Raw genomic sequence first — 24,327 nt, 5'->3', positions numbered from 1 at the left:
ATATGCGCTCGATCAAAAAAAAACGCGACAAAGCGCACAAACAAAAACGGCCTCCTGCTCTTTATATAAAAAGCAGAGGCCGTTCCCGGTACAACTCAACACCCTACAGCAAGACAGCGCTTACTTGCGGTCTTCCAGCTTGGTGATATCACGCGACTCGTAGCCGGTGTACAGCTGGCGCGGACGGCCGATCTTGTACGGGCTGGAGAGCATTTCTTTCCAGTGGGAGATCCAGCCGACGGTCCGCGCCAGGGCGAAGATCACGGTGAACATGCTGGTTGGAATGCCGATCGCCTTGAGGATGATCCCCGAGTAGAAGTCGACGTTCGGGTACAGCGAGCGCTCGATGAAGTAAGGGTCGGTCAGCGCGATCTCTTCCAGGCGCATGGCCAGTTCGAGTTGCGGATCGTTGTTGATGCCCAGTTCCTTCAGTACTTCGTCGCAGGTCTGCTTCATGACGGTGGCACGTGGGTCGCGGTTTTTGTAAACCCGGTGACCGAAGCCCATCAGTTTGAACGGATCGTTCTTGTCCTTGGCCTTGGCGATGTACTTGTCGATGTTCGAAACATCGCCAATCTCGTCAAGCATGGTCAGAACGGCTTCGTTTGCACCGCCGTGGGCAGGGCCCCACAGTGCAGCGATACCGGCGGCGATACAGGCGAACGGGTTGGCGCCCGAAGAGCCCGCCAGGCGCACGGTGGAAGTCGATGCGTTCTGCTCGTGGTCGGCATGGAGGATGAAGATCCGGTCCATGGCCTTGGCGAGTACCGGGCTGATCGGTTTGATCTCGCACGGGGTGTTGAACATCATGTGCAGGAAGTTTTCCGCGTACGACAGGTCGTTGCGCGGGTACATCATGGGTTGGCCCATGGAGTACTTGTAAACCATTGCTGCCAGGGTCGGCATCTTGGCAACCAGGCGGATCGCGGAAATTTCGCGATGCTGCGGGTTCTTGATGTCCAGGGAGTCGTGGTAGAAGGCCGAGAGGGCACCGACTACGCCGCACATGACGGCCATCGGGTGGGCGTCGCGACGGAAGCCGTTGAAGAAGGTCTTCAGCTGCTCGTGGACCATGGTGTGGTTCTTCACGGTGCTGACGAACTGTGCCTTCTGTTCTGCGGTCGGCAGTTCGCCGTTGAGCAGCAGGTAGCAGGTCTCCAGATAGTCCGACTTCTCGGCCAACTGTTCGATCGGGTAGCCGCGGTGCAGCAGAATGCCGTTGTCGCCATCAATATAGGTGATCTTCGACTCGCACGAGGCGGTCGACATGAAACCCGGGTCAAAGGTGAAACGGCCCGTGACCGTCAGGCCCCGAACATCGATAACATCGGGACCAACGGTGCCGGTTAAAATGGGCAGCTCGACGGGGGCTGCGCCCTCGATGATCAACTGCGCTTTTTTGTCAGCCATGTGGCCTCCTATTTATGCTTGAAATCATCAGACAGACCCCCCACGCAGGGCCCGCACCACTATAGTGAGATAAATTCGAATGTCAATTTGCCTAAAGTCTTGCTCCAGAAGGCTTTAACCGGACTTTTTTCTCGAAATTGGCTGCCATTTACGCCTTTTATGTCAGTTGCGCAATCAGCTGTTTGGGTTAGGTCTTTGCGTTGTCATTAGTAGCCTAACTGTCTATACTCGGCCACCGACCGCCAGGGGCTTTTGGGCCTGCTTTATTGGGGGTCGCATCCCTGGGTGGTGGTTACCTGACCAGTGCACTCCCCAACAACTTTGCCCTGATTGTTAGGGGCTCTTCAGTGTGAAAAAAAAGCCGTGAAAAGCCAACGACCTGTAAACCTAGACCTAAGGACCATCAAACTCCCCATCACCGGCGTTACGTCGTTTCTTCACCGTGTTTCCGGCATCATCCTCTTCCTGGGCCTTGGCTTCATGCTTTATGCATTGGGCAAATCCCTGGGTTCCGAGGAAGGTTTTGCCGAGGTGAAGGCATGCTTGACCAGCCCGCTGGCCAAGTTCGTAGCATGGGGCCTCCTGTCCGCTCTTCTGTATCACCTGGTAGCCGGTGTGCGCCATTTGATTATGGACATGGGCATCGGTGAGACGCTGGAAGGCGGCCGCCTGGGCTCGAAAATTATCATCGCCGTTTCCGTGGTGTTGATCGTTCTGGCAGGAGTTTGGATATGGTAACCAGCGTTACGAACCTTTCGCGTTCCGGTCTGTATGACTGGATGGCGCAACGTGTGTCTGCGGTCGTTCTCGCGGCTTATTTCATTTTCCTGATCGGATACCTTGCTGCGAACCCGGGCATTGGCTACGACCAATGGCACGGCCTGTTCGCCCACAACGGGATGCGTATCTTCAGTCTGCTGGCCCTTGTGGCCCTGGGTGCTCACGCCTGGGTCGGCATGTGGACCATCGCGACCGACTACCTGACGCCGATGGCGCTGGGCAAGTCCGCGACTGCAGTGCGTTTCCTTTTCCAGGCAGTATGCGGCGTTGCGATGTTCGCTTACTTCGTCTGGGGTGTGCAGATTCTCTGGGGTATCTGATTCATGGCTAACATTCCAACGATTTCTTTCGACGCCATCATTATTGGTGGTGGCGGTGCCGGCATGCGCGCAGCGCTGCAACTGGCACAGGGCGGTCACAAGACTGCCGTGATCACCAAGGTTTTCCCGACCCGCTCGCACACTGTATCCGCTCAAGGCGGCATCACCTGCGCAATCGCGTCTGCTGACCCGAACGATGACTGGCGCTGGCACATGTACGATACCGTCAAGGGTTCCGACTACATCGGTGACCAGGACGCTATCGAATACATGTGTCAGGAGGGCCCGGCTGCCGTTTACGAGCTGGACCACATGGGCATGCCATTCTCGCGTACCGAGCAGGGTCGTATCTACCAGCGTCCATTCGGCGGTCAGTCGAAGGATTACGGTAAGGGCGGCCAGGCTGCTCGTACTTGCGCTGCGTCCGACCGTACCGGTCACGCACTGCTGCACACCCTTTATCAGGGCAACCTGAAAGCCGGTACCGTGTTCCTGAACGAGTACTACGCGGTTGATCTGGTGAAGAACGGCGAAGGCGAGTTCGTCGGTGTGATCGCGATCTGCATCGAAACCGGTGAAACCACCTACATCCGCGCCAAAGCCACCGTGCTGGCGACCGGCGGTGCAGGCCGTATCTACGCTTCGACCACCAACGCCCTGATCAACACCGGTGACGGCGTTGGTATGGCGCTGCGTGCTGGCGTGCCGGTACAAGACATTGAAATGTGGCAGTTCCACCCGACCGGTATCGCCGGCGCTGGTGTACTGGTTACCGAAGGTTGCCGTGGTGAAGGTGGATACCTGATCAACAAGCACGGCGAGCGTTTCATGGAGCGTTATGCTCCGAACGCCAAAGACCTTGCCGGTCGTGACGTCGTTGCCCGTTCGATGGTTAAGGAAATCATCGCCGGCAACGGTTGCGGTCCGAATGGCGACCACGTGATGCTCAAACTCGACCACCTGGGCGAGGAAGTGCTGCACAGCCGTCTGCCAGGCATCTGCGAACTGTCGAAGACTTTTGCGCACGTTGACCCGGTTGTTGCTCCGGTTCCGGTTGTTCCGACCTGCCACTATATGATGGGCGGCGTTGCGACCAACATTCACGGTCAGGCGATCACTCAGGACGCTGATGGTGTTGATGCCATCATCCCTGGTCTGTTCGCAGTGGGTGAAGTGGCTTGCGTATCGGTTCACGGTGCCAACCGTCTGGGCGGCAACTCGCTGCTCGACCTGGTGGTATTCGGCCGCGCTGCCGGCCTGCACCTGGAAAAAGCACTGACCGACGGTATCGACTACGACGACGCCACCGACGCCGACATCAATGCGGCCCTGGCGCGCCTGTCCGCTCTGAACGAGCGTACCGAAGGTGAAGACGTGGCTACCCTGCGTCGCGAGCTGCAAAACTGCATGCAGAACTACTTCGGTGTATTCCGTACCGGCGAATACATGCAGAAGGGTATTGCCCAGCTGGCTGACCTGCGCAAGCGCATCGCCAACGTGAAGATCAACGATAAGTCGCAGGCGTTCAACACTGCACGTATCGAAGCGCTGGAACTGCAGAACCTGCTGGAAGTGGCCGAAGCCACCGCCATCGCTGCAGAAGTGCGTAAAGAGTCCCGTGGTGCTCACGCCCGTGAAGACTTCGAAGATCGTGACGACGAAAACTGGCTGTGCCACACCCTGTACTTCCCGGGTGACAAGCGCGTGACCAAGCGTGCCGTGAACTTCTCGCCGAAGACTGTTCCGACTTTTGAACCTAAGATTCGGACTTATTAAGGGTGGCCGCCATGTTGCAAGTCAGCGTTTATCGTTACAACCCTGATCAGGACGCCGCGCCGTTCATGCAGGAATTCCAGGTCGATACCGGTGGTAAGGACCTGATGGTGCTGGACGTACTGGCCCTGATCAAAGAGCAGGACGAAGGTTTCTCCTATCGTCGCTCTTGCCGTGAAGGTGTTTGCGGTTCCGACGGCATGAACATCAACGGCAAGAACGGTCTGGCGTGCATCACGCCGCTGTCCGCCGTCGTAAAAGGTAACAAGTTGATCGTTCGTCCTCTGCCAGGTTTGCCGGTTATCCGTGACCTGGTCGTCGATATGAGCATCTTCTACAAGCAATACGAGAAGGTTAAGCCATACCTGCAGAACGACACGCCGGCTCCGGCCATCGAACGTCTGCAGTCCCCTGAAGAGCGTGAAAAGCTGGACGGTCTGTACGAGTGCATCCTGTGCGCTTGCTGCTCGACTTCCTGCCCGTCCTTCTGGTGGAACCCGGACAAGTTCCTGGGTCCAGCTGCTCTGCTGCAAGCGTACCGCTTCCTGGCAGACAGCCGTGACACCAAGACGTCCGAGCGTCTGGCTTCGCTGGATGACCCGTTCAGCGTATTCCGCTGCCGCGGGATCATGAACTGCGTCAACGTATGTCCGAAAGGCCTGAACCCGACTAAGGCCATCGGTCACATCCGTAACATGTTGCTCTCGAGCGGCGTGTGATTCAGCTGCTGTACCCGTAGGACCGCAGTACCCGTAGATGCTACGGCGCGGGCTTCAACCGGCGCCGTAGTTTTAACCTGAGCAGCAGCTTAAAAGGCTGCGGCTCTTATTTTGAAGAAATGAGACAAGCAGGGGCATCCGGGCTGGTACCCGGACTATCAGTGTGATCCTAGTGGCTTGTTTTGGTCGCTGCATTCGGACTTCTGCAAGTTTGCTCGGTGTCGACACCGATGGTGTTCCCCTAACCGAGGGTGACCAAGCATGCAAGAAAGCGTGATGCAGCGCATGTGGAACAGCGCCTACCTATCCGGTAGTAACGCTGCCTATGTGGAAGAGCTCTACGAGCTCTACCTGCACGACCCTAACGCTGTGCCAGAAGAGTGGCGCACCTACTTCCAGAAGTTGCCTGCTGACGGCAACACTGCCACCGATGTTTCGCACTCCACAATTCGCGATCATTTCGTCTTGCTGGCAAAGAACCAGCGCCGCGCCCAACCGGTTTCCGCCGGCAGCGTGAGCAGTGAGCACGAGAAGAAGCAAGTTGAAGTGCTGCGATTGATCCAGGCCTACCGTATGCGTGGCCACCAGGCAGCCCAGCTTGACCCGCTGGGACTGTGGCAGCGTCCTGCACCTGCAGACCTGTCGATCAATCATTACGGCTTGACCAATGCCGATCTTGATACGACCTTCCGTGCCGGCGACCTGTTCATCGGCAAAGAGGAAGCGAGCCTACGCGAAATTCACGAAGCGTTGCAGCAGACATATTGCCGCACCATCGGCGCTGAATTCACGCACATCACCGATTCCGAGCAGCGCCAGTGGTTCCAGCAGCGTCTGGAAAGCGTGCGCGGTCGTCCGACGTACTCCGCCGACATCAAGAGCCACCTGCTCGAGCGCGTGACCGCCGGCGAAGGCCTGGAAAAATACCTGGGCACCAAATACCCGGGTACCAAGCGTTTCGGTCTGGAAGGCGGCGAGAGCCTGATTCCGATGCTCGACGAGCTGATCCAGCGTTCCGGTTCCTACGGCACCAAGGAAATCGTCATCGGCATGGCCCACCGTGGCCGTCTGAACGTGCTGGTCAACACCTTCGGCAAGAACCCGCGCGAGCTGTTCGACGAGTTCGAAGGCAAGAAGAAGGTCGAGCTGGGTTCCGGTGACGTCAAATACCACCAGGGCTTCTCGTCCAACGTGATGACCACTGGCGGTGAAGTTCACCTGGCGATGGCGTTCAACCCGTCCCACCTGGAAATCGTTTCCCCGGTGGTCGAGGGTTCGGTTCGCGCCCGTCAGGATCGTCGCAACGACCCGACCGGTGAGAAGGTTCTGCCGATCTCCATCCACGGTGACGCTGCATTCGCAGGTCAGGGCGTGGTCATGGAAACCTTCCAGATGTCGCAGACCCGCGGTTTCAAAACCGGCGGTACCGTGCACATCGTGATCAACAACCAGGTCGGTTTCACCATCAGCAACCCGCTGGACGCTCGTTCCACCGAGTACGCGACCGACGTTGCGAAAATGATCCAGGCGCCGATCCTCCATGTGAATGGCGATGATCCGGAAGCCGTATTGTTCGTGACGCAGCTGGCCATCGACTACCGCATGCAGTTCAAGCGTGACGTGGTAATCGACATGTTCTGCTACCGTCGTCGCGGCCACAACGAAGCCGACGAACCTAGTGGCACCCAGCCTCTGATGTATCAGCAGATCACCAAACAGCGCACCACCCGTGAGCTGTATGCCGATCGTCTGACCCAGAGCGGTGTGCTGGACGCAGAGCGTGTTCAGGCGAAAGTCGACGAATACCGCAACGCGCTGGACAACGGTCTGCACGTAGTGAAGAGCCTGGTCAAGGAGCCGAACAAAGAGTTGTTCGTGGACTGGCGCCCATACCTGGGTCACGCCTGGACCGCGCGTCACGACACGCGTTTCGACCTCAAGACCTTGCAGGAACTGTCCGCCAAGCTGCTGGAAATCCCGGAAGGCTTCGTGGTTCAGCGCCAGGTTGCCAAGATCTACGAAGACCGCCAGAAGATGCAAGCCGGCGGCCTGCCGATCAACTGGGGTTACGCCGAAACCATGGCGTACGCGACCTTGGCGTTCGAAGGCCACCCGATTCGCATGACGGGTCAGGACATCGGCCGCGGTACGTTCTCGCACCGCCATGCTGTCCTGCACAACCAGAAAGACGCGGGCACCTACATCCCGCTGCAGAACCTGTACGACGGTCAGCCGCGTTTTGACCTGTACGACTCGTTCCTGTCCGAAGAAGCGGTACTGGCGTTCGAGTACGGTTACTCGACCACCACGCCGAATGCCCTGGTTATCTGGGAAGCCCAGTTCGGCGACTTCGCCAACGGCGCCCAGGTCGTTATCGACCAGTTCATCACCAGTGGCGAGCACAAGTGGGGCCGTCTGTGCGGTCTGACCATGCTGCTGCCGCACGGTTATGAAGGCCAGGGTCCGGAGCACTCCTCGGCTCGTCTGGAGCGTTACCTGCAGCTGTGCGCCGAGCACAACATTCAGGTGTGCATGCCGACGACGCCGGCTCAGATCTACCACTTGCTGCGCCGTCAGGTGATTCGCCCGCTGCGCAAACCATTGGTAGTCCTGACTCCGAAGTCGCTGCTGCGCCACAAGCTGGCCATCTCGACGCTGGAAGATCTGGCCGAAGGTTCGTTCCAGACCGTTATCCCGGAAATCGATGCCCAAGACCCGAAAAAGGTCGAGCGCATTGTTCTGTGTAGCGGCAAGGTCTACTACGACCTGCTGGAAAAACGCCGTGCCGAAGGTCGTGACGACATCGCCGTCGTGCGTATCGAGCAGCTGTACCCATTCCCTGAGGACGACTTGAATGAAGTCCTGGCTCCTTATACCAACCTCAAACATATCGTTTGGTGTCAGGAAGAGCCGATGAACCAGGGTGCCTGGTACTGCAGCCAACACCACTTGCGTCGCAGCGTCGGCAACCTCAACAAGTCTCTCGTACTCGAGTACGCGGGCCGTGAGGCTTCTGCTGCACCTGCATGCGGTTACGCATCGATGCACGCCGAGCAGCAGGAACAACTGCTGCAAGACGCCTTTACTGTTTAACGCCTTCGCGCACCTGAAACCGAATTTAAGGAACCACAGATAATGGCTATCGAGATCAAAGCCCCCACTTTCCCGGAATCGGTTGCCGATGGCACCGTTGCCACCTGGCACAAACAACCGGGCGACGCGGTCAAGCGCGACGAACTGATCGTCGACATCGAAACCGACAAAGTCGTGCTGGAAGTGCTGGCTACCGCTGACGGCGTGCTGGGCGCTATCGTCAAGAACGAAGGCGATACCGTTCTGTCTGACGAAGTGCTGGGCTCCATCCAGGCTGGCGGTGCTGCTGCTCCAGCTGCTGCCGCTGCTCCGGCTGCTGCCCAGGCTGCTGCTCCAGCTGCCGAAGGCGAAGACGATCCTGTTGCTGCTCCAGCTGCCCGCAAGCTGGCTGAAGAGAACGGCATCAACATCGCTTCCGTTGCCGGCACCGGCAAAGGCGGTCGCGTGACCAAGGAAGACGTGGTTGCAGCCGTTGCTGCCAAGAAAGCCGCTCCGGCTGCCGCGCCTGCCAAGGCTGCTGCACCTGCCGCTGCTGCTCCGGTGTTCGCTGCTGGCGAGCGCATCGAAAAGCGCGTACCGATGACCCGTGTGCGGGCCACCGTTGCCAAGCGCCTGGTTGAAGCTCAGTCGAACATGGCGATGCTGACCACGTTCAACGAAGTCGACATGACCGAAGTCATGGCGTTGCGTTCGAAGTACAAGGATCTGTTCGAGAAGTCCCACAACGGCGTACGCCTGGGCTTCATGTCGTTCTTCGTGAAAGCAGCTACCGAAGCGCTGAAGCGCTTCCCGGCTGTCAACGCGTCGATCGACGGCGGCGACATCGTTTACCACGGCTACGCTGACGTCGGCGTTGCAGTTTCCAGCGATCGCGGCCTGGTTGTACCGGTTCTGCGTAACGCCGAACTGATGAGCCTGGCTGAAATCGAAGGCGGCATCGCCACCTTCGGCAAGAAAGCCCGCGACGGCAAACTGTCGATGGACGAAATGACCGGTGGTACTTTCACCATCACCAACGGTGGTACTTTCGGTTCGATGATGTCGACTCCGATCGTCAACCCGCCACAAGCCGCCATTCTGGGCATGCACAACATCATCCAGCGTCCTATGGCCATCAACGGTCAGGTCGTTATCCGTCCGATGATGTACCTGGCACTGTCCTACGATCACCGTCTGATCGATGGCAAAGAAGCTGTGACCTTCCTGGTGACCATCAAGAACCTGCTGGAAGATCCGGCTCGTCTGTTGCTGGATATCTGATCGAAGCAGCCATGAGCTGCAAGTCGAGCTGTCGGAAAACCCGCAGCCTGGCTTGCCGCTCGCGGCTTGAAGCTTTTCGCTAAAGAGGATTTTTTGAATGTCGCAGAAATTTGACGTAGTAGTGATCGGTGCGGGCCCTGGCGGTTACGTGGCTGCCATCAAGGCCGCGCAGCTTGGTCTTTCGACGGCCTGCATCGAGAAGTACACCGACAAGGAAGGCAAACTGGCTCTGGGCGGTACTTGCCTGAACGTCGGCTGCATTCCATCCAAGGCCCTGCTGGACAGCTCCTGGAAGTACAAGGAAGCCAAAGAAGGCTTCGCGATCCACGGTATCAACCACGCTGGCGTGACCATGGACGTGCCAGCAATGGTCGGCCGCAAGGCCACCATCGTCAAAGGCCTGACTTCCGGTGTCGCCACCCTGTTCAAAGCCAACGGTGTGACATCCATTGAAGGTCACGGCAAGCTGCTGGCCGGCAAGCAAGTTGAAGTCACCAAGCCGGACGGCTCGGTAGAAATCATCCAGGCCGAGAACGTGATCCTGGCTCCAGGCTCGCGTCCGATCGACATTCCGCCGGCTCCGGTCGACCAGAATGTGATCGTCGATTCGACTGGCGCCCTGGAATTCCAAACCGTTCCAAAACGTCTGGGCGTGATCGGCGCTGGCGTGATCGGTCTGGAACTGGGTTCGGTCTGGTCGCGTCTGGGTGCAGAAGTGACTGTCCTGGAAGCCCTGGACACCTTCCTGATGGCCGCTGACGCCGCCGTTTCCAAGGAAGCGCTGAAAACCCTGACCAAACAGGGTCTGGACATCAAGCTGGGCGCTCGCGTCACCGGTTCCAAAGTGAACGGCGACGAAGTCGTGGTGAACTACACCGATTCCAACGGCGAACAGAACATCACTTTCGACAAGCTGATCGTAGCCGTTGGTCGCCGTCCGGTGACCACTGATCTGCTGGCTGCCGACTGCGGCGTGACCCTGGACGAGCGCGGTTTCGTGCACGTTGACGATCACTGCGCCACCACCGTACCGGGCGTTTACGCCATCGGCGACGTGGTTCGCGGCATGATGCTGGCGCACAAGGCCTCGGAAGAGGGCATCATGGTTGTCGAGCGCATCAAGGGCCACAAGGCCCAGATGAACTATGACCTGATCCCTTCGGTTATTTATACTCACCCGGAAATCGCGTGGGTTGGTAAAACCGAGCAGGCCTTGAAAGCTGAAGGCGTTGAAGTTAACGTCGGCACCTTCCCGTTCGCAGCCTCTGGCCGTGCCATGGCTGCCAACGACACCGGTGGTTTCGTCAAGGTCATCGCAGATGCCAAGACAGACCGCGTACTGGGCGTCCACGTGATTGGCCCAAGCGCTGCAGAACTGGTTCAGCAGGGCGCGATCGGTATGGAATTCGGCACCAGCGCTGAAGACCTGGGCATGATGGTTTTCTCCCATCCGACCCTGTCTGAAGCCTTGCACGAAGCTGCTTTGGCAGTGAATGGCGGCGCCATCCACATCGCCAACCGCAAGAAGCGTTAATAGATAATAAGAAACCACGGCGGTTTGGCCCGTCGTGAGCCTTGCATGCAAGACTCACCGCGGAATATCCGCTGGACGCAGTCTTGCATAGCTGCACCGGGTATCCGGAAAGGCTATGCAAGCAGCAGTCACAGGTGGTGCGGCACTTGAATGAGTGCAGCACCGAATGCGCAGTACCTAACGAAGACGGTAATAAGCATGAATCTTCACGAGTATCAGGGTAAGCAGCTGTTCGCTGAGTACGGCCTGCCAGTTTCCACCGGTTACGCGGTAGACACCCCGGAAGCAGCAGCAGAAGCTTGCGACAAAATCGGCGGCAGCGAGTGGGTTGTCAAAGCCCAGGTCCACGCCGGTGGTCGCGGTAAAGCGGGCGGCGTAAAGCTGGTTCGCAGCAAAGAAGACGCCAAAGCCTTCGCACAGCAGTGGCTGGGCAAGCGTCTGGTGACTTACCAGACTGACGCCAATGGTCAGCCAGTCACCAAGATCCTGGTTGAATCGTGCACTGATATCGCTAAAGAGCTGTACCTGGGCGCTGTCGTTGATCGTTCGAGCCGTCGTATCGTGTTCATGGCTTCCACCGAAGGTGGCGTGGACATCGAGAAAATCGCTCACGACACTCCAGAAAAAATTCTGAAAGCCACTATCGATCCACTGGTTGGCGCTCAGCCATTCCAGGGTCGCGAGCTGGCATTCCAGTTGGGTCTGGAAGGCAAGCAAGTTGCCCAGTTCGCCAAGATCTTCGTAGGTCTGGCCAAACTGTTCAAGGATCACGACCTGGCCCTGCTGGAAGTGAACCCGCTGGTGATCAAGGCTGACGGCGATCTGCACTGCCTCGATGCCAAGATCAACATCGACGCCAACGCCATGTACCGTCAGCCTAAGCTGAAGACTTTCCACGATCCGTCGCAGGACGATCCGCGCGAAGCGCACGCTGCCAAGTTCGAACTGAACTACGTAGCGCTGGAAGGCAACATCGGTTGCATGGTCAACGGTGCTGGCCTGGCCATGGGTACCATGGACATCGTCAACCTGCATGGCGGCAAGCCAGCCAACTTCCTCGACGTGGGCGGCGGTGCTACCAAGGAACGCGTTACCGAAGCGTTCAAGATCATCCTGTCCGACACTAACGTCGCTGCAGTACTGGTCAACATCTTCGGCGGCATCGTTCGTTGCGACATGATTGCCGAAGGCATCATCGGCGCTGTGAAAGAAGTCGGCGTGAAAATCCCGGTTGTTGTTCGCCTTGAAGGCAACAACGCTGAGCTGGGCGCTAAAGTACTGGCAGAAAGCGGTTTGAACATCATCGCTGCTACCAGCCTGACCGACGCTGCTCAACAAGTTGTCAAAGCTGCGGAGGGCAAATAATGAGCGTCCTGATCAATAAAGACACCAAAGTTATCTGCCAGGGTATTACCGGTTCGCAAGGTAGTTTCCACACCCAGCAAGCCATCGAATACGGCACCAAGATGGTTGGCGGCGTAACTCCAGGCAAAGGCGGCACCGAGCACCTGGGCCTGCCAGTGTTCAACACCGTGAAAGACGCTGTAGCTGCCACTGGCGCCACCGCCAGCGTGATCTACGTTCCGGCTCCTTTCTGCAAGGACTCGATCCTGGAAGCTGCCTTCGGCGGCATCAAACTGATCGTGTGCATCACCGAAGGCATTCCTACCCTGGACATGCTGGACGCTAAAGTTAAGTGTGACGAGCTGGGCGTAGTCCTGATCGGCCCTAACTGCCCAGGCGTGATCACCCCAGGCGAATGCAAGATCGGCATCATGCCAGGTCACATTCACTTGCCAGGCAAGGTCGGTATCGTTTCCCGTTCCGGCACCCTGACCTACGAAGCTGTCAAGCAGACTACTGATGCCGGTTTCGGTCAGTCGACTTGCGTCGGCATCGGTGGTGACCCGATCCCGGGTTCGAACTTCATCGACATCCTGAAGCTGTTCCAGGAAGACCCGAAGACCGAAGCGATCGTGATGATCGGTGAGATCGGCGGTTCGGCTGAAGAAGAAGCGGCTGCCTACATCAAGGCACACGTGACCAAGCCGGTTGTTTCCTACATCGCTGGTGTGACTGCTCCTCCGGGCAAGCGCATGGGCCATGCTGGCGCAATCATCTCTGGCGGCAAAGGCACTGCAGACGAGAAATTCGCTGCTCTGCAAGACGCAGGCGTTAAAACCGTGCGTTCGCTGGCAGACATCGGCAAGGCCCTGGCCGAGCTGACTGGTTGGGCTGTCAAGTAAGCCTCGCGCTTGGCTGACGCTTCACCAGACAAAGGCCACCTTCGGGTGGCCTTTGTCATTCTTGAAGATCAAAAGATCGTCCGAACGCGGCCCGAGCCTGCGGCAGCTCCTACATGAGATCACTTTTCCCTGTAGGAGCTGCCGCAGGCTGCGATCTTTTGATCTTTTAATATGTAAACGCGACATGGAAATGTCGTGTATCGGATAGTTCGCCCTCAATCAGTGCGTTTATCGGCCGAATTCGTTAGTCTACGCGCCATTTTTGCGTCTGCGGCCCACAAGGCAGCAACGCGCTAAAAGGGTTGGTCTCATACGGACCGACAGCATTTCCCTCACCCATAGGGAAATCCCTCTCTAAATTCCGATTCAGTAGTGTGGTATTTCCTTAATGAAAGTGTTGAAAGGCCAGGACATCCTGGCACTTGGTTTTATGACGTTTGCCCTGTTCGTCGGGGCTGGCAACATCATCTTCCCGCCTATCGTCGGTTTGCAGTCCGGACCTAATGTCTGGATGGCGGCGCTGGGCTTTCTGGTCACCGCGGTTGGTCTGCCGGTGATCACCGTTGTGGCGCTGGCCAAGGTCGGCGGTGCAATGGATGCCTTGAGCAGCCCGATCGGTAAAGTCGCCGGTGGCCTGCTGGCGGCTGCGTGCTACCTCGCTGTTGGCCCGCTGTTCGCGACGCCACGTACCGCCACGGTATCGTTCGAAGTGGGCCTGGCGCCGCTGACCGGCGAGAGCCCGCTGGCGTTGTTCCTGTACAGTTCGGTTTACTTCCTGCTGGTGTTCTTCATCTCGCTGTATCCGGGCCGTCTGCTGGATACCGTAGGGCGCTTTCTCGCGCCGCTGAAGATCATCGCCTTGGCCGTGCTGGGCATTGCAGCATTCGCCTTGCCGGCCGGTGACATTGGCCAAGCCACGCCTGAATACGTGGCGGCGCCGTTTTCCCAAGGCTTCATCAATGGTTACCTGACCATGGATACCCTGGGCGCCCTGGTGTTCGGCATCGTCATCGTCAACGCCATCCGCTCCCGCGGCGTCGAGTCGCCTGCACTGATCACCCGTTACGCGATCATTGCCGGTCTGATTGCCGGTGTGGGTCTGGCGCTGGTTTACGTCAGCCTGTTCCGTCTGGGTTCGGGCAGCCATGAAGTGGCCGCTGGCGCTAGCAATGGCGCGGCGGTATTGCATGCTTACGTGCAGCACACCTTCGGTTCGCTGGGTAGTGGTTTCCTTGCCGTGCTGATCTCACTGGCGTGCCTGGTGACCGCGGTCGGCCTGACCTGTGCCTGCGCCGAGTACTTCAGCCGTGTACTGCCACTGTCCTACAAGACGCTGGTCATCATCCTTGCTGCATTCTCCCTGCTGGTGTCCAACCTGGGCCTCACCAAGCTGATTGCGTTCTCGATCCCGGTACTGACCGCGATCTACCCGCCATGTATCGTTCTGGTGGCGTTGAGCTTCTGCAAGGACTTCTGGCATGAGCAGGGTCGTATCCTCGGCCCGGTCATGCTGGTGTCGTTCATCTTCGGCCTGATCGACGCCCTCAAGGGGGCAGGCCTGGCGGACTGGATGCCGACGCAAATGGCCCACCTGCCGCTGAGCGAGCAGGGTCTGGCCTGGCTGGTGCCGTCGGTGATGACACTGGTGGTCGCGGTAGTTTGCGATCGTCTGCTGGGCAAGCGCGCCGAAGCCTTGGCTTAAGTCGTTTCACGACCCGCCACAAGCGGGTTCTGAGCAGAAACAGAAATGCCCCGTATCAATCGATACGGGGCATTTTTTATGGGCATCAGGCAGTGTCTTTTTCCCTGCGCTAACGTCGAAGGGTTGCCAAAATCTTATGTGGGAGCGAGCCTGCTCGCGATAGTGGTTTTACATTCAATGGAAATGTTGATTGAACTACCGCTTTCGCGAGCAGGCTCGCTCCCACAAGGTTTCAGTGTTCCGTTACTACTTCACAAGGACCTGCATGTCGTTCATCCAAGCCAACCTGATCCACATTCTTGCCGCTATCTGGTTCGTTATCTGCTGGGGCGGTTACACCCGCTATGCCACATGGAAGGGCCGTGATACGGCGTGCCTGGCCAGTGTTCTGCACCTTTATCGCGAAGACTGGATGCGCCGCATGCTGCTGCGCGACAACCGCATCGCCGATGCCAGCGTGATCGGCAACCTGGAGCGCAATGCTTCGTTCTTCGCCTCCAGCACGCTGATTATCCTGGCGGGTATTCTCACGGTGCTCGGGGCTTCCGAGCGGGCGGTTTCGTTGCTGGCAGATATCCCGATGGTGCAACAGGCGTCCCAAGGCATGTCGGAAATCAAGTTGCTGTGCCTGGCGCTGGTGTTTGTCTATGCGTTCTTTACCTTTAGCTGGTGCATGCGTCAGTACAACTTCGCGGCCATCCTGGTGGGCTCGGCACCCATGGTCGGTGAGCGTCATGTCTCGGAGCAGGAGCGTAAAGCCTTTGCGAGTCGGGCAGCCCGCGTTATCTCCATGGCCGCCAACCAGTTCAACTTCGGGTTGCGTTCATACTACTTCGGCATGACCATGCTGGCCTGGTTCGTTAGTCCATGGCTGTTCATGTTGATGAGTGCCGGTGTGGTGTTCGTATTGTATCGCCGCGAGTTTCACTCCGACGTTCTCGACGTGATGGTCTATACCCCTACAGAGGCGCCCTTGCCCGAGGTGAATAAAGAGGCGGCCTGATCGGGTACCCGCGTGCTGGCTATCCAGTGTGTTACTGGAAGGATCTGGCTCGGTAGCGCAGTCCGGTTTGGCTGGTGGGATTAATCTGTTCGCTGTTGTTGATGATTAGTCCAACCTTTCGAACGATTTTGCTCTAACCACTTTTTTCAAGGCAAAAAAAACCCGCACTTGGCGGGTTTTCTTATGCCACTCTAAAAACCGTATTAGTTCTTAGGTGCTTCCGGAGCAGCCGGAGTGGCCGGAGCGGCCGGAGCAGCCGGAGCAGCCTGATCTTTGGCGGCTTCGGCGTTTTCTTTCGCCGCGTCGTTCACTTTATCCTGAGCTTCGTTCATTTTTTGCTGGGCTTGCTCAGCATGTTGGTTAGCATCTTGAGCTTTGTCCTCGGATTTTTTATCGCAGGCAGCGAGACCGAGGGAAGCGGTCAACATCAAGGCAATAGCTAAAGTCTTACGCATGGGGTGTTTCTCCTGATGAAAAGCATCTACTGGCATTAAGAGCCCAGGCATCAGGGTTAAGTTCCTTAAGTCTTTCAGATATATAAGTTTGTTCTAGTGCGGAACTTTTACCCGGACCGCCACCGCACAGTACGGACATAAACAAGAGTTTTTATCAAATGGCCGAAAACCCCGTTTTTGAGCGTGCGATGCGCTTTCTGTCGGCGCTGCGACATTGTCAGGTACTTGGACTAAACGTTCACAGCGCCAGCAGCGAAGGGCTGACGATTATGCTGCCGTACAGCCCGCAGATCGTCGGCAATCCGGAAACCGGCGTGATTCATGGCGGGGCGCTGACCTCGCTGATGGACACCGCCTGTGGCATGGCGACGCTCTGCGTGCTCCCGGAATTCGAGGTCTGCCCGACCCTCGACCTGCGCATCGACTACATGCACGCCGCCGAGCCACATAAAGATGTCTACGGCTTTGCCCAGTGTTATCGGGTCACCACCGATGTGATTTTTGCCCGTGGCTTCGCCTATCAGGATGACCCTGGGCAACCGATTGCCCATGTGATGGGCACTTTCATGCGCATGGGCAAGGGCATCAAGGGCACCAAGGGCTTTGGTGGCGCGGTTGCCGGAGGTGCGCAATGAGCGAGTCGCTGAAGGACCAATTGCAAAAGGCCCACGAGCAGGGCGATTACGCCTCGCTGCTGGATTTGATTCCCTATGCCCGGCTGATCGGCGTCGAATGTTCACGGGTGGGAGATGAGTTGCTGTTCAAGCTGCCAGCGAACAAGGACAACATCGGTAACCCTTTGTTGCCGGCGATTCATGGCGGTGTGATCGCCGGGTTCATGGAGTTGGCCGCGGCGCTGCACCTGTTGGTGTTTACCGGATCGCCCGGGGTACCGAAGATCATCGACTTCTCCCTGGATTACCTGCGAGCCGGGCAGTTTCGCGATACCTGGGCCCGATGCCAGGTCTGGCGCCAGGGTCGCCGGGTCGCCAATGTGGCGATTACCGCCTGGCAAAGCACCGAAGCCGAGCCCATTGCCACGGCCCGTGCACATTTCAAACTCGAAGAGCCCTTGAAATCCTGAACGGTGCCCCAAACTCTGAGGACAACCCGCCGTCGACCCTCAAGGTCGCGGCTTATGCCATCTGATTGGAGTTTGATGACCATGAGTGTGGAAACTCAAAAGGAAACCCTGGGCTTCCAGACCGAGGTAAAGCAGCTGCTGCACCTCATGATCCATTCGTTGTATTCCAACAAGGAAATTTTCCTTCGCGAATTGATCTCGAACGCCTCTGACGCTGTCGACAAATTACGTTTCGAAGCCCTGGCCAAGCCAGAGCTGCTGGAAGGTGGCGCCGAACTGAAAATCCGCGTGAGCTTCGACAAGGACGCTAAAACCGTCACCCTCGAAGACAACGGTATCGGCATGAGCCGCGAAGACGCGATCACCCACTTGGGTACCATCGCCAAGTCCGGCACCGCCGATTTCATGAAGCACCTGACCGGCGACCAGAAGAAAGACTCGCACCTGATCGGCCAATTCGGTGTCGGTTTCTACTCCGCATTCATCGTCGCTGACAAAGTCGATGTGTTCAGTCGTCGTGCCGGCAGCGCTGCCAGCGAAGGCGTGCACTGGTCGTCCAAGGGCGAAGGTGACTTCGAAGTTGCGACCATCGACAAGGCCGAACGCGGCACTCGCATCGTCCTGCACCTGAAATCCGGTGAAGACGAGTTCGCCGATGGCTGGCGTCTGCGCAATATCATCAAGAAGTACTCCGACCACATCGCCTTGCCGATCGAACTGCCGAAAGAAGTGGCCGCTGCCGAAGGTGAGGAGAAGCCAGTTGTTGAATGGGAAACCGTCAACCGCGCCAGCGCCCTGTGGACCCGTCCGCGTACCGAGATCAAGGACGAGGAATACCAGGAGTTCTACAAGCACATCGCTCACGACTTCGAAAACCCGCTGAGCTGGAGCCATAACAAGGTCGAAGGCAAGCTGGAATACAGCTCGCTGCTGTACGTGCCGGCCCGCGCTCCGTTCGATCTGTACCAGCGTGAAGCACCGAAAGGCCTGAAGCTGTACGTGCAGCGTGTGTTCGTCATGGATCAGGCCGAGTCCTTCCTGCCGCTGTACCTGCGCTTCATCAAAGGCGTGGTCGACTCTAACGACCTGTCGCTGAACGTGTCGCGGGAAATCCTGCAGAAAGACCCGATCATCGATTCCATGAAGTCGGCGCTGACCAAGCGCGTTCTGGACATGCTGGAAAAACTGGCGAAGAACGAGCCAGAGCAATACAAAGGCTTCTGGAAAAACTTCGGTCAGGTCATGAAAGAAGGCCCGGCAGAAGATTTCGCCAACAAGGAAAAAATCGCCGGCCTGCTGCGTTTCGCATCGACCCATGGCGACGATGGCGAACAGGTTGTTGGCCTGGTCGAGTACCTGGCGCGCGCCAAGGAAGGTCAGGACAAGATCTACTACCTGACCGGCGAAACCTACGCGCAGGTCAAAAACAGCCCGCACCTGGAAGTCTTCCGCAAGAAAGGCATCGAAGTGCTGCTGTTGACCGACCGCATCGACGAGTGGTTGATGAGCTACCTCAGCGACTTCGACGGCAAGAGCTTCGTCGACGTGGCGCGCGGTGACCTGGACCTGGGCAACCTGGACTCGGAAGAGGACAAGAAAGCCGCGGAAGAAGTCGCCAAGTCCAAAGAAGGTCTGGTCGAGCGTTTGAAGGCCGCGCTGGGTGAATCCGTTGCTGAAGTGCGGGTTTCCCACCGCCTGACCGATTCCCCGGCGATCCTGGCCATCGGCGAGCAGGACCTGGGCTTGCAGATGCGCCAGATCCTGGAAGCCAGCGGCCAGAAGGTTCCGGATTCGAAGCCGATCTTCGAATTCAACCCGGCGCACCCGCTGATCGAGAAGCTCGACAACGAGCAGAGTGACGAGCGCTTCGGCGACCTGTCGCACATCCTCTTCGATCAGGCGGCGCTGGCGGCCGGCGACAGTTTGAAAGATCCGGCGGCCTATGTGCGCCGTCTGAACAAGCTGTTGGTCGAACTATCGGCTTGATTGTGTTGCAGAAAACCCGCTTCGGCGGGTTTTTTCATTCCGGTGCTATAACATCAGGAGTCAGAAATGAGCCAAATCACTGTACGTTCCGTTGCCTATCAGATTGACGGCCAGGCTTACGAAAGCCGTCTGGCCTTCGATGCCGACCATAAAGGCCCGCGCCCGGGCTTGTTGATGGCGCCGAACTGGATGGGCGTCGGCGCCGGTGCCGAGGAGATCGCCAAGTCGGTGGCGGCCAACGGCTACGTTGTGCTGGTCGCCGACCTTTACGGTCAATCGGTTCGTCCGACGAACAATGACGAGGCGGGCGCGGCGATGATGCCGTTGAAGAATGACCGTGCGTTGCTGCGCAAGCGCATGCAGGTGGCGTTCGAACAGCTGCAAAGCCAGGGTGAAGTGGCTGTCGATACTTCGAAACTGGCCACTTTCGGTTTCTGCTTCGGCGGTTGCTGCGCCCTGGAGTTTGCCCGTACCGGCGCGCCGGTGAAGGCCGCGGTATCGTTTCACGGCACGCTGGACACACCGAATCCGGTCGATGCGAAAAACATCAAGGGTAAGGTCCTGGTGCTGCACGGTGCTTCCGATCCATTGGTGCCGAAAGAGCAGTTGCCGGCGTTCGAAGATGAAATGAACGCGGCGGGTGTGGACTGGCAGTTGCTGAGCTATGGCGGTGCGTTCCACTCGTTCACCGACCCGCACGCCAAGGTGCCGGGCATGATGATGTATGACGCGAAGGTAGCTGCCCGGGCGTTCACGTCGATGCATAACTTGCTGGATGAAGTGTTCAAGGGCTGATCCGGATCCCTGTAGGAGCCGGCTTGCCGGCGAAGGCGATCTTGAGGACGCTTTCGCTGGCAAGCCAGCTCCTACAGTTGATCGAGTCGTTGGCAAATAATGTGTATGACGCAATTCCCTTGTAGGAGCCGGCTTGCCGGCGATGGCGGCCTGGCAGGCAATACAGTGCTTAAGGCAGCTCGATCCGCTCACTTTCCCCCGGCACCGTCGGCCAATCCCCGGCCGCCCAGCGTCGGCGTGCTTCATCAATCGCCGCCGGATCGCTCGCGACAAAGTTCCAGTTGATCCGCCGTGGTCCGTCCAGCGGAGCACCGCCAAACAACACGGCGTGACTGTCGCTTTCAGCAAACAGGGTCATCTCTTCCCCGGCAGGCAGTACCACCAGCGAATGCGGCTCCAGCGGCTCGCCACCCAGTTGCACCTCGCCGCTCAACACATACAGCGCACGTTCTTCATGCTCGGTGGGGATCAGTAATGTCGTCGCCGTTTGCAGGTGCAGTTCCGCGTACAGCGTAGGAGAAAGCACCGGCACTGGTGATTCTAGGCAAAAGCCCGACCCGGCAATCATGCGGATCTTCACCCCCAGGTTTTCGCTGACCGGCAAAGTCGACGCCGGATGGTGACTGTAATGTCCCGGACCTTGCTCTTTGTCCTTGGGCGAAGCCAGCCAGATCTGCAAGCCGTGCATCGTGAAGCCGCTTTCTTTCAGGGCCTCAGGCGTGCGTTCGACGTGGGCGATGGCGCTACCGGCCGTCATCCAGCTGACATCGCCAGTCCCGACCACTTGATCGGAACCGAGGCTGTCCTTGTGCTGGATTTGCCCCTGGAACAAGTAGGTGAGGGTAGACAGGCCAATGTGCGGATGCTGGCGGATGTTCATGCCTTTGCCCGGCGGATAACGGGTTTCCAGCATGTGGTCGAAAAACACGAATGGCCCGACGTTGCGGCACTTGGCCGATGGCAACGGGCGGAGAATCGGCTGGCCTTCGACATCTTCGGTGCGGGGGCGGATCACGAGCGGAGTGTTCATGGTGCGTTCCAGGCTGAGCGGGTGATGCGTTCGAGCATAACCCGCTTGCGCAGCCCTTGCCGCTATTGGCTGAACGCGCCTTCGGACAAATGCGTTTCGATGCTCACTTCAGACGTGGTCATCAGCTTGTGGATCGGGCAGCGATCGGCCACGCGATGCAGTTCTTCACGCTGGGCGTCGGTGAGTACGCCCTTGAGGGTCAGTTTGACGTGCAGCGCGTATTGGCCTTTCTGTTCCTGACTGTTGTCGCGCTTGACCTCCACGCCGACACCGGTCAGCGGGATGTCCTTCTTCCTGGCATACAGCTTCAGGGTCAGGGCCTTGCAGGCGCCTAGCGCGGCATCGAAATAATCGTGCGGTTCCGGCGCAGAGCCATCACCGCCGGCCGTGACGGGCACGTCGGCGAAGAGTTCGTGGTCATCGATTTGTACGCTGTGGCGAAAACCTTCGGCGCAGACAGTGTTGACGGTGACAGTCATGGGAAACCTCGCAGGTATCAGGAAAACTCATTCGATCAAAAAAGACCTTGAAGGTATAGAACCATTGCGCTTGTCGGGTGTTCCAATTTTCGAACCCACAAAAAAGCCCCGCGATTGCGGGGCTTCATGGTACCGATCCGGATCAGCTGCCTTTGACAGTCTTGCCGTTGACCGTGCCGTCCAGGAGCATGATGTTGTACTCCTTGCCGTCGGTTTCGACCTGTTGCAGGCGGACCAGCAGGTAATCCCAGTCCTTGGCGAACCACATCACGGTGATGCGCTTGTTTTGTGTCGGGTCGCGTACTCGTTCAACCTTGATCGCATCGATCTTGCCGGCCTTGGTGTCGACTTTTTCAGTGCCCAGCACGCGGAAGTCATAGGTGTCGACTTCATTGCCGTCGACCACCTGATAGCTCATGCTTTTCTTGCCTGCGGCAACGTCTTGCTGCAAGGCCAACTGGTAGGTGGATTTGTCGAGCATGCCGCGGTTCAGCGCAACCTTGACCGCGTCGCCGCGATCGGTGCCGGTGATCACTTTGGTGTTCCAGTCGAAATCCAGATCCGATTTCTTGGCCTTGCCCAAACCGCCACGTTCAAAGTGGTACGACACTGGAAGAAGCGTGTCCTTGTCCGGGGTCAGGGTGCTTTCCTCGGACAGGCTGGCGATCATCATCGACGCCTTGAAACTGAGCTTCCATTTGCCGTCGCTGGTTTTTTCGAGGCTGCGCTCGGCAGTGCCGCTCATGGGCAGCTGTTTCCAGTCGGCGGTGTAGCTGGCGGAGAAGGGTTGAAGGTCCGCCGCCTGGGCGAAGGGCAAGGCGAGCAGAGCGCAAGCGAAGAGCAGGGCGCGACGCATAAAATCTCCTAGTTTCGAATCAAGTGGCCGCTGGCCGCGAGTAGCTGTCCATCCAGTAAAGCACCTTGCTCGTCGAGGGTCAGACGACCTTCGGCAAACCAGCGTACGGCCATCGGGTAGATCAGGTGTTCCTGAACATGGACCCGCTGCGCCAGACTCTGCGGCGAATCCTGTAACTCTACCGGTATTACAGCCTGTACGACCAGTGGTCCGCCATCGAGTTCCTCGGTGACGAAGTGCACGGAGCAGCCGTGCTCGGTGTCGCCGGCCTCCAGTGCGCGCTGATGAGTGTGTAACCCTTTGTATTTGGGTAGCAACGAAGGATGGATATTGAGCAGGCGACCCTGATAGTGGCGTACGAAGCCAGCGCTGAGAATGCGCATGAATCCGGCCAGTACCACGAGTTCGGGGTTGAAGGCGTCGATCAGTTCGATCAGCGCGGCGTCGAAGGCCTCGCGACCTTCGAAAGCCTTGTGATCCAGGGTGCGGGTATCGATACCCGCGTCCCTGGCGCGTTGCAGGCCGTAGGCGTCGGCGCGGTTGGAAATCACCGCAGCGATGCGGACCGGGCTGTCGCCGGTCCGCGTGCTGTCGATCAGGGCCTGCAAGTTACTGCCGGTGCCGGACAACAGCACCACCACATCACAGGTTTTAGGCATTAGTGTGCCTTAAGGTTCTTCAGTTCGACCTGAGCCGCGCCTTCGGCAGCGGTGGCGATCTGGCCGATGACCCAAGGCTGCTCGCCCGCTTCGCGCAGAACGTTCAGGGCGGCTTCAACGTGCTCCTGAGCCACGCAGATGACCATGCCCACGCCGCAGTTCAGCACGCGGTGCATTTCGTTCTCGTCAACGTTGCCTTTCTCTTGCAGCCAGTCGAACACTGCCGGGCGGTTCCAGCTGGCCACGTCAACCACGGCTTGCGCGCCTTTTGGCAGAACGCGCGGAATGTTGTCCAGCAGGCCGCCACCGGTGATGTGGGCCATGGCTTTGACAGCGCCGGTTTCCTTGATCAGCTTGAGCAGCGGCTTCACGTAGATACGGGTCGGGGCCATCAGCAGGTCGGTCAGCGGCTTGCCGTCGAGCTGGATGTTTTCGATGTCGGCGCCGGACACTTCGATGATCTTGCGGATCAGCGAGTAGCCGTTGGAGTGCGGGCCGGAAGACGGCAGGGCGAGCAGGGCATCGCCAGCAGCAACCTTGGAGCCGTCGATGATTTCGGATTTTTCCACGACGCCGACGCAGAAACCGGCCAGGTCGTAGTCTTCGCCTTCGTACATGCCCGGCATTTCAGCGGTTTCGCCGCCGACCAGGGAGCAACCCGACAGTTCGCAGCCAGCGCCGATACCGGTCACAACCTGGGCAGCGGTGTCGACGTTCAGTTTGCCAGTGGCGTAGTAGTCGAGGAAGAACAGCGGCTCGGCGCCACACACCACCAGGTCGTTGACGCACATGGCGACCAGGTCGATGCCGATGCTGTCGTGCTTGTTCAGGTTCAGGGCCAGGCGCAGCTTGGTGCCGACGCCGTCAGTACCGGAAACCAGCACCGGCTGCTTGTAGCCGGCCGGGATTTCGCAGAGGGCGCCGAAACCGCCCAGGCCGCCCATGACTTCCGGGCGCGCAGTGCGCTTGGCGACGCTCTTGATGCGTTCGACCAATGCTTCACCGGCGTCGATGTCTACACCGGCGTCCTTGTAGCTCAGGGAGGGTTGCTTGCTCATGATCCAGGCCTTTAGGGGGGGATTTCTGGGTAACGACCGAGTCCGTCGGGAGCGCCGAAACTGCGTAGGCGAGAACCATGCGCGC

22 protein-coding genes and 1 pseudogene are annotated in these 24,327 nt (G+C 58.4%); 16 read left to right on the top strand and 7 right to left on the bottom strand.

What is annotated here, in order from left to right; all coding sequences use genetic code 11:
- Positions 1-120: 120 nt before the first annotated feature.
- Positions 121-1,410 (bottom strand): citrate synthase, encoded by a 1,290-nt coding sequence (gltA, locus tag AC1DWG_RS24680; RefSeq protein WP_477754857.1) that lies wholly within the window; start codon positions 1,408-1,410, stop codon positions 121-123.
- A 363-nt stretch (positions 1,411-1,773) separates the two neighbouring features.
- On the opposite strand from gltA, the gene sdhC reads away from it, so the two are divergent.
- The 12 genes and pseudogenes from sdhC to AC1DWG_RS24620 all read left to right on the top strand — a co-directional run.
- Complete coding sequence (gene sdhC / locus AC1DWG_RS24675; protein WP_015096190.1) at positions 1,774-2,148, top strand: succinate dehydrogenase, cytochrome b556 subunit; 375 nt, start codon at positions 1,774-1,776, stop codon at positions 2,146-2,148.
- Positions 2,142-2,510: a succinate dehydrogenase, hydrophobic membrane anchor protein gene (gene sdhD, locus AC1DWG_RS24670; RefSeq protein ID WP_007977503.1), complete on the top strand. Its 369-nt coding sequence runs from the start codon at positions 2,142-2,144 to the stop codon at positions 2,508-2,510. The genes sdhC and sdhD overlap by 7 nt, the downstream gene beginning before the upstream one ends.
- A gap of 3 nt (positions 2,511-2,513) precedes the next feature.
- Positions 2,514-4,286, top strand: coding sequence for a succinate dehydrogenase flavoprotein subunit (sdhA, locus tag AC1DWG_RS24665; protein ID WP_477762479.1), 1,773 nt, complete (start codon positions 2,514-2,516; stop codon positions 4,284-4,286).
- Positions 4,287-4,297: 11 nt separating this feature from the next.
- Positions 4,298-5,002 (top strand): succinate dehydrogenase iron-sulfur subunit, encoded by a 705-nt coding sequence (locus tag AC1DWG_RS24660; RefSeq protein WP_003223007.1) that lies wholly within the window; start codon positions 4,298-4,300, stop codon positions 5,000-5,002.
- 261 nt (positions 5,003-5,263) lie between these two features.
- Entirely contained in the window at positions 5,264-8,095 is a 2,832-nt protein-coding gene (locus AC1DWG_RS24655; protein ID WP_477760054.1) for a 2-oxoglutarate dehydrogenase E1 component, read from the top strand.
- Between the two features lie 42 nt (positions 8,096-8,137).
- Positions 8,138-9,355 carry a 2-oxoglutarate dehydrogenase complex dihydrolipoyllysine-residue succinyltransferase gene (gene odhB / locus AC1DWG_RS24650; protein WP_477755728.1) on the top strand — a complete coding sequence of 406 codons (1,218 nt, stop codon included), beginning with the start codon at positions 8,138-8,140 and terminating at the stop codon, positions 9,353-9,355.
- A gap of 97 nt (positions 9,356-9,452) precedes the next feature.
- Positions 9,453-10,889: a dihydrolipoyl dehydrogenase gene (lpdA, locus tag AC1DWG_RS24645; protein ID WP_477755727.1), complete on the top strand. Its 1,437-nt coding sequence runs from the start codon at positions 9,453-9,455 to the stop codon at positions 10,887-10,889.
- Positions 10,890-11,087: 198 nt separating this feature from the next.
- Complete coding sequence (gene sucC / locus AC1DWG_RS24640; RefSeq protein ID WP_007919879.1) at positions 11,088-12,254, top strand: ADP-forming succinate--CoA ligase subunit beta; 1,167 nt, start codon at positions 11,088-11,090, stop codon at positions 12,252-12,254.
- Positions 12,254-13,135, top strand: coding sequence for a succinate--CoA ligase subunit alpha (gene sucD, locus AC1DWG_RS24635; protein ID WP_007919877.1), 882 nt, complete (start codon positions 12,254-12,256; stop codon positions 13,133-13,135). The genes sucC and sucD overlap by 1 nt, the downstream gene beginning before the upstream one ends.
- 388 nt (positions 13,136-13,523) lie before the next feature.
- Positions 13,524-14,837, top strand: a complete 1,314-nt coding sequence (brnQ, locus tag AC1DWG_RS24630) for a branched-chain amino acid transport system II carrier protein (RefSeq protein ID WP_477755726.1) — start codon at positions 13,524-13,526, stop codon at positions 14,835-14,837.
- A 265-nt stretch (positions 14,838-15,102) separates the two neighbouring features.
- On the top strand, positions 15,103-15,840 hold the full coding sequence (locus AC1DWG_RS24625) for a DUF599 domain-containing protein (protein ID WP_477760055.1): 738 nt from the start codon (positions 15,103-15,105) through the stop codon (positions 15,838-15,840).
- A 56-nt stretch (positions 15,841-15,896) separates the two neighbouring features.
- Positions 15,897-15,977 (top strand): annotated as a pseudogene (locus tag AC1DWG_RS24620) (MAPEG family protein); the annotation flags it as partial.
- Between the two features lie 66 nt (positions 15,978-16,043).
- On the opposite strand, the gene AC1DWG_RS24615 reads toward AC1DWG_RS24620, so the two are convergent.
- The gene (locus AC1DWG_RS24615) at positions 16,044-16,295 is read right to left on the bottom strand and encodes a hypothetical protein (RefSeq protein WP_477788455.1); all 252 of its coding nucleotides are present in this window, start codon (positions 16,293-16,295) and stop codon (positions 16,044-16,046) included.
- A 158-nt stretch (positions 16,296-16,453) separates the two neighbouring features.
- On the opposite strand from AC1DWG_RS24615, the gene AC1DWG_RS24610 reads away from it, so the two are divergent.
- From AC1DWG_RS24610 to AC1DWG_RS24595, 4 genes are all read left to right on the top strand, one after another.
- Positions 16,454-16,930, top strand: a complete 477-nt coding sequence (locus AC1DWG_RS24610; RefSeq protein ID WP_477762476.1) for a PaaI family thioesterase — start codon at positions 16,454-16,456, stop codon at positions 16,928-16,930.
- The gene (locus AC1DWG_RS24605) at positions 16,927-17,379 is read left to right on the top strand and encodes a PaaI family thioesterase (protein ID WP_110659453.1); all 453 of its coding nucleotides are present in this window, start codon (positions 16,927-16,929) and stop codon (positions 17,377-17,379) included. Before AC1DWG_RS24610 ends, AC1DWG_RS24605 begins: the two co-directional genes overlap by 4 nt.
- 81 nt (positions 17,380-17,460) lie before the next feature.
- The gene (gene htpG, locus AC1DWG_RS24600) at positions 17,461-19,365 is read left to right on the top strand and encodes a molecular chaperone HtpG (protein WP_477762475.1); all 1,905 of its coding nucleotides are present in this window, start codon (positions 17,461-17,463) and stop codon (positions 19,363-19,365) included.
- 66 nt (positions 19,366-19,431) lie between these two features.
- Complete coding sequence (locus tag AC1DWG_RS24595; RefSeq protein WP_477762474.1) at positions 19,432-20,160, top strand: dienelactone hydrolase family protein; 729 nt, start codon at positions 19,432-19,434, stop codon at positions 20,158-20,160.
- Positions 20,161-20,329: 169 nt separating this feature from the next.
- Here the strand turns inward: AC1DWG_RS24595 and AC1DWG_RS24590 are convergent, their stop codons facing one another.
- From AC1DWG_RS24590 to purM, 5 genes are all read right to left on the bottom strand, one after another.
- Positions 20,330-21,190, bottom strand: coding sequence for a pirin family protein (locus AC1DWG_RS24590; RefSeq protein WP_477788454.1), 861 nt, complete (start codon positions 21,188-21,190; stop codon positions 20,330-20,332).
- A 62-nt stretch (positions 21,191-21,252) separates the two neighbouring features.
- Positions 21,253-21,669, bottom strand: a complete 417-nt coding sequence (locus AC1DWG_RS24585) for an OsmC family protein (RefSeq protein WP_477753349.1) — start codon at positions 21,667-21,669, stop codon at positions 21,253-21,255.
- 142 nt (positions 21,670-21,811) lie between these two features.
- Positions 21,812-22,525 (bottom strand): DUF3108 domain-containing protein, encoded by a 714-nt coding sequence (locus AC1DWG_RS24580; RefSeq protein ID WP_477762472.1) that lies wholly within the window; start codon positions 22,523-22,525, stop codon positions 21,812-21,814.
- Between the two features lie 8 nt (positions 22,526-22,533).
- On the bottom strand, positions 22,534-23,184 hold the full coding sequence (purN, locus tag AC1DWG_RS24575) for a phosphoribosylglycinamide formyltransferase (protein WP_477762471.1): 651 nt from the start codon (positions 23,182-23,184) through the stop codon (positions 22,534-22,536).
- Positions 23,184-24,242, bottom strand: a complete 1,059-nt coding sequence (gene purM / locus AC1DWG_RS24570) for a phosphoribosylformylglycinamidine cyclo-ligase (RefSeq protein ID WP_057399405.1) — start codon at positions 24,240-24,242, stop codon at positions 23,184-23,186. Before purM ends, purN begins: the two co-directional genes overlap by 1 nt.
- Between the last annotated feature and the right edge of the window lie 85 nt (positions 24,243-24,327).

Source organism: Pseudomonas sp. P4_B3 (genome assembly GCF_056402295.1).
This window is presented reverse-complemented; position numbering and strand designations above follow the sequence as displayed.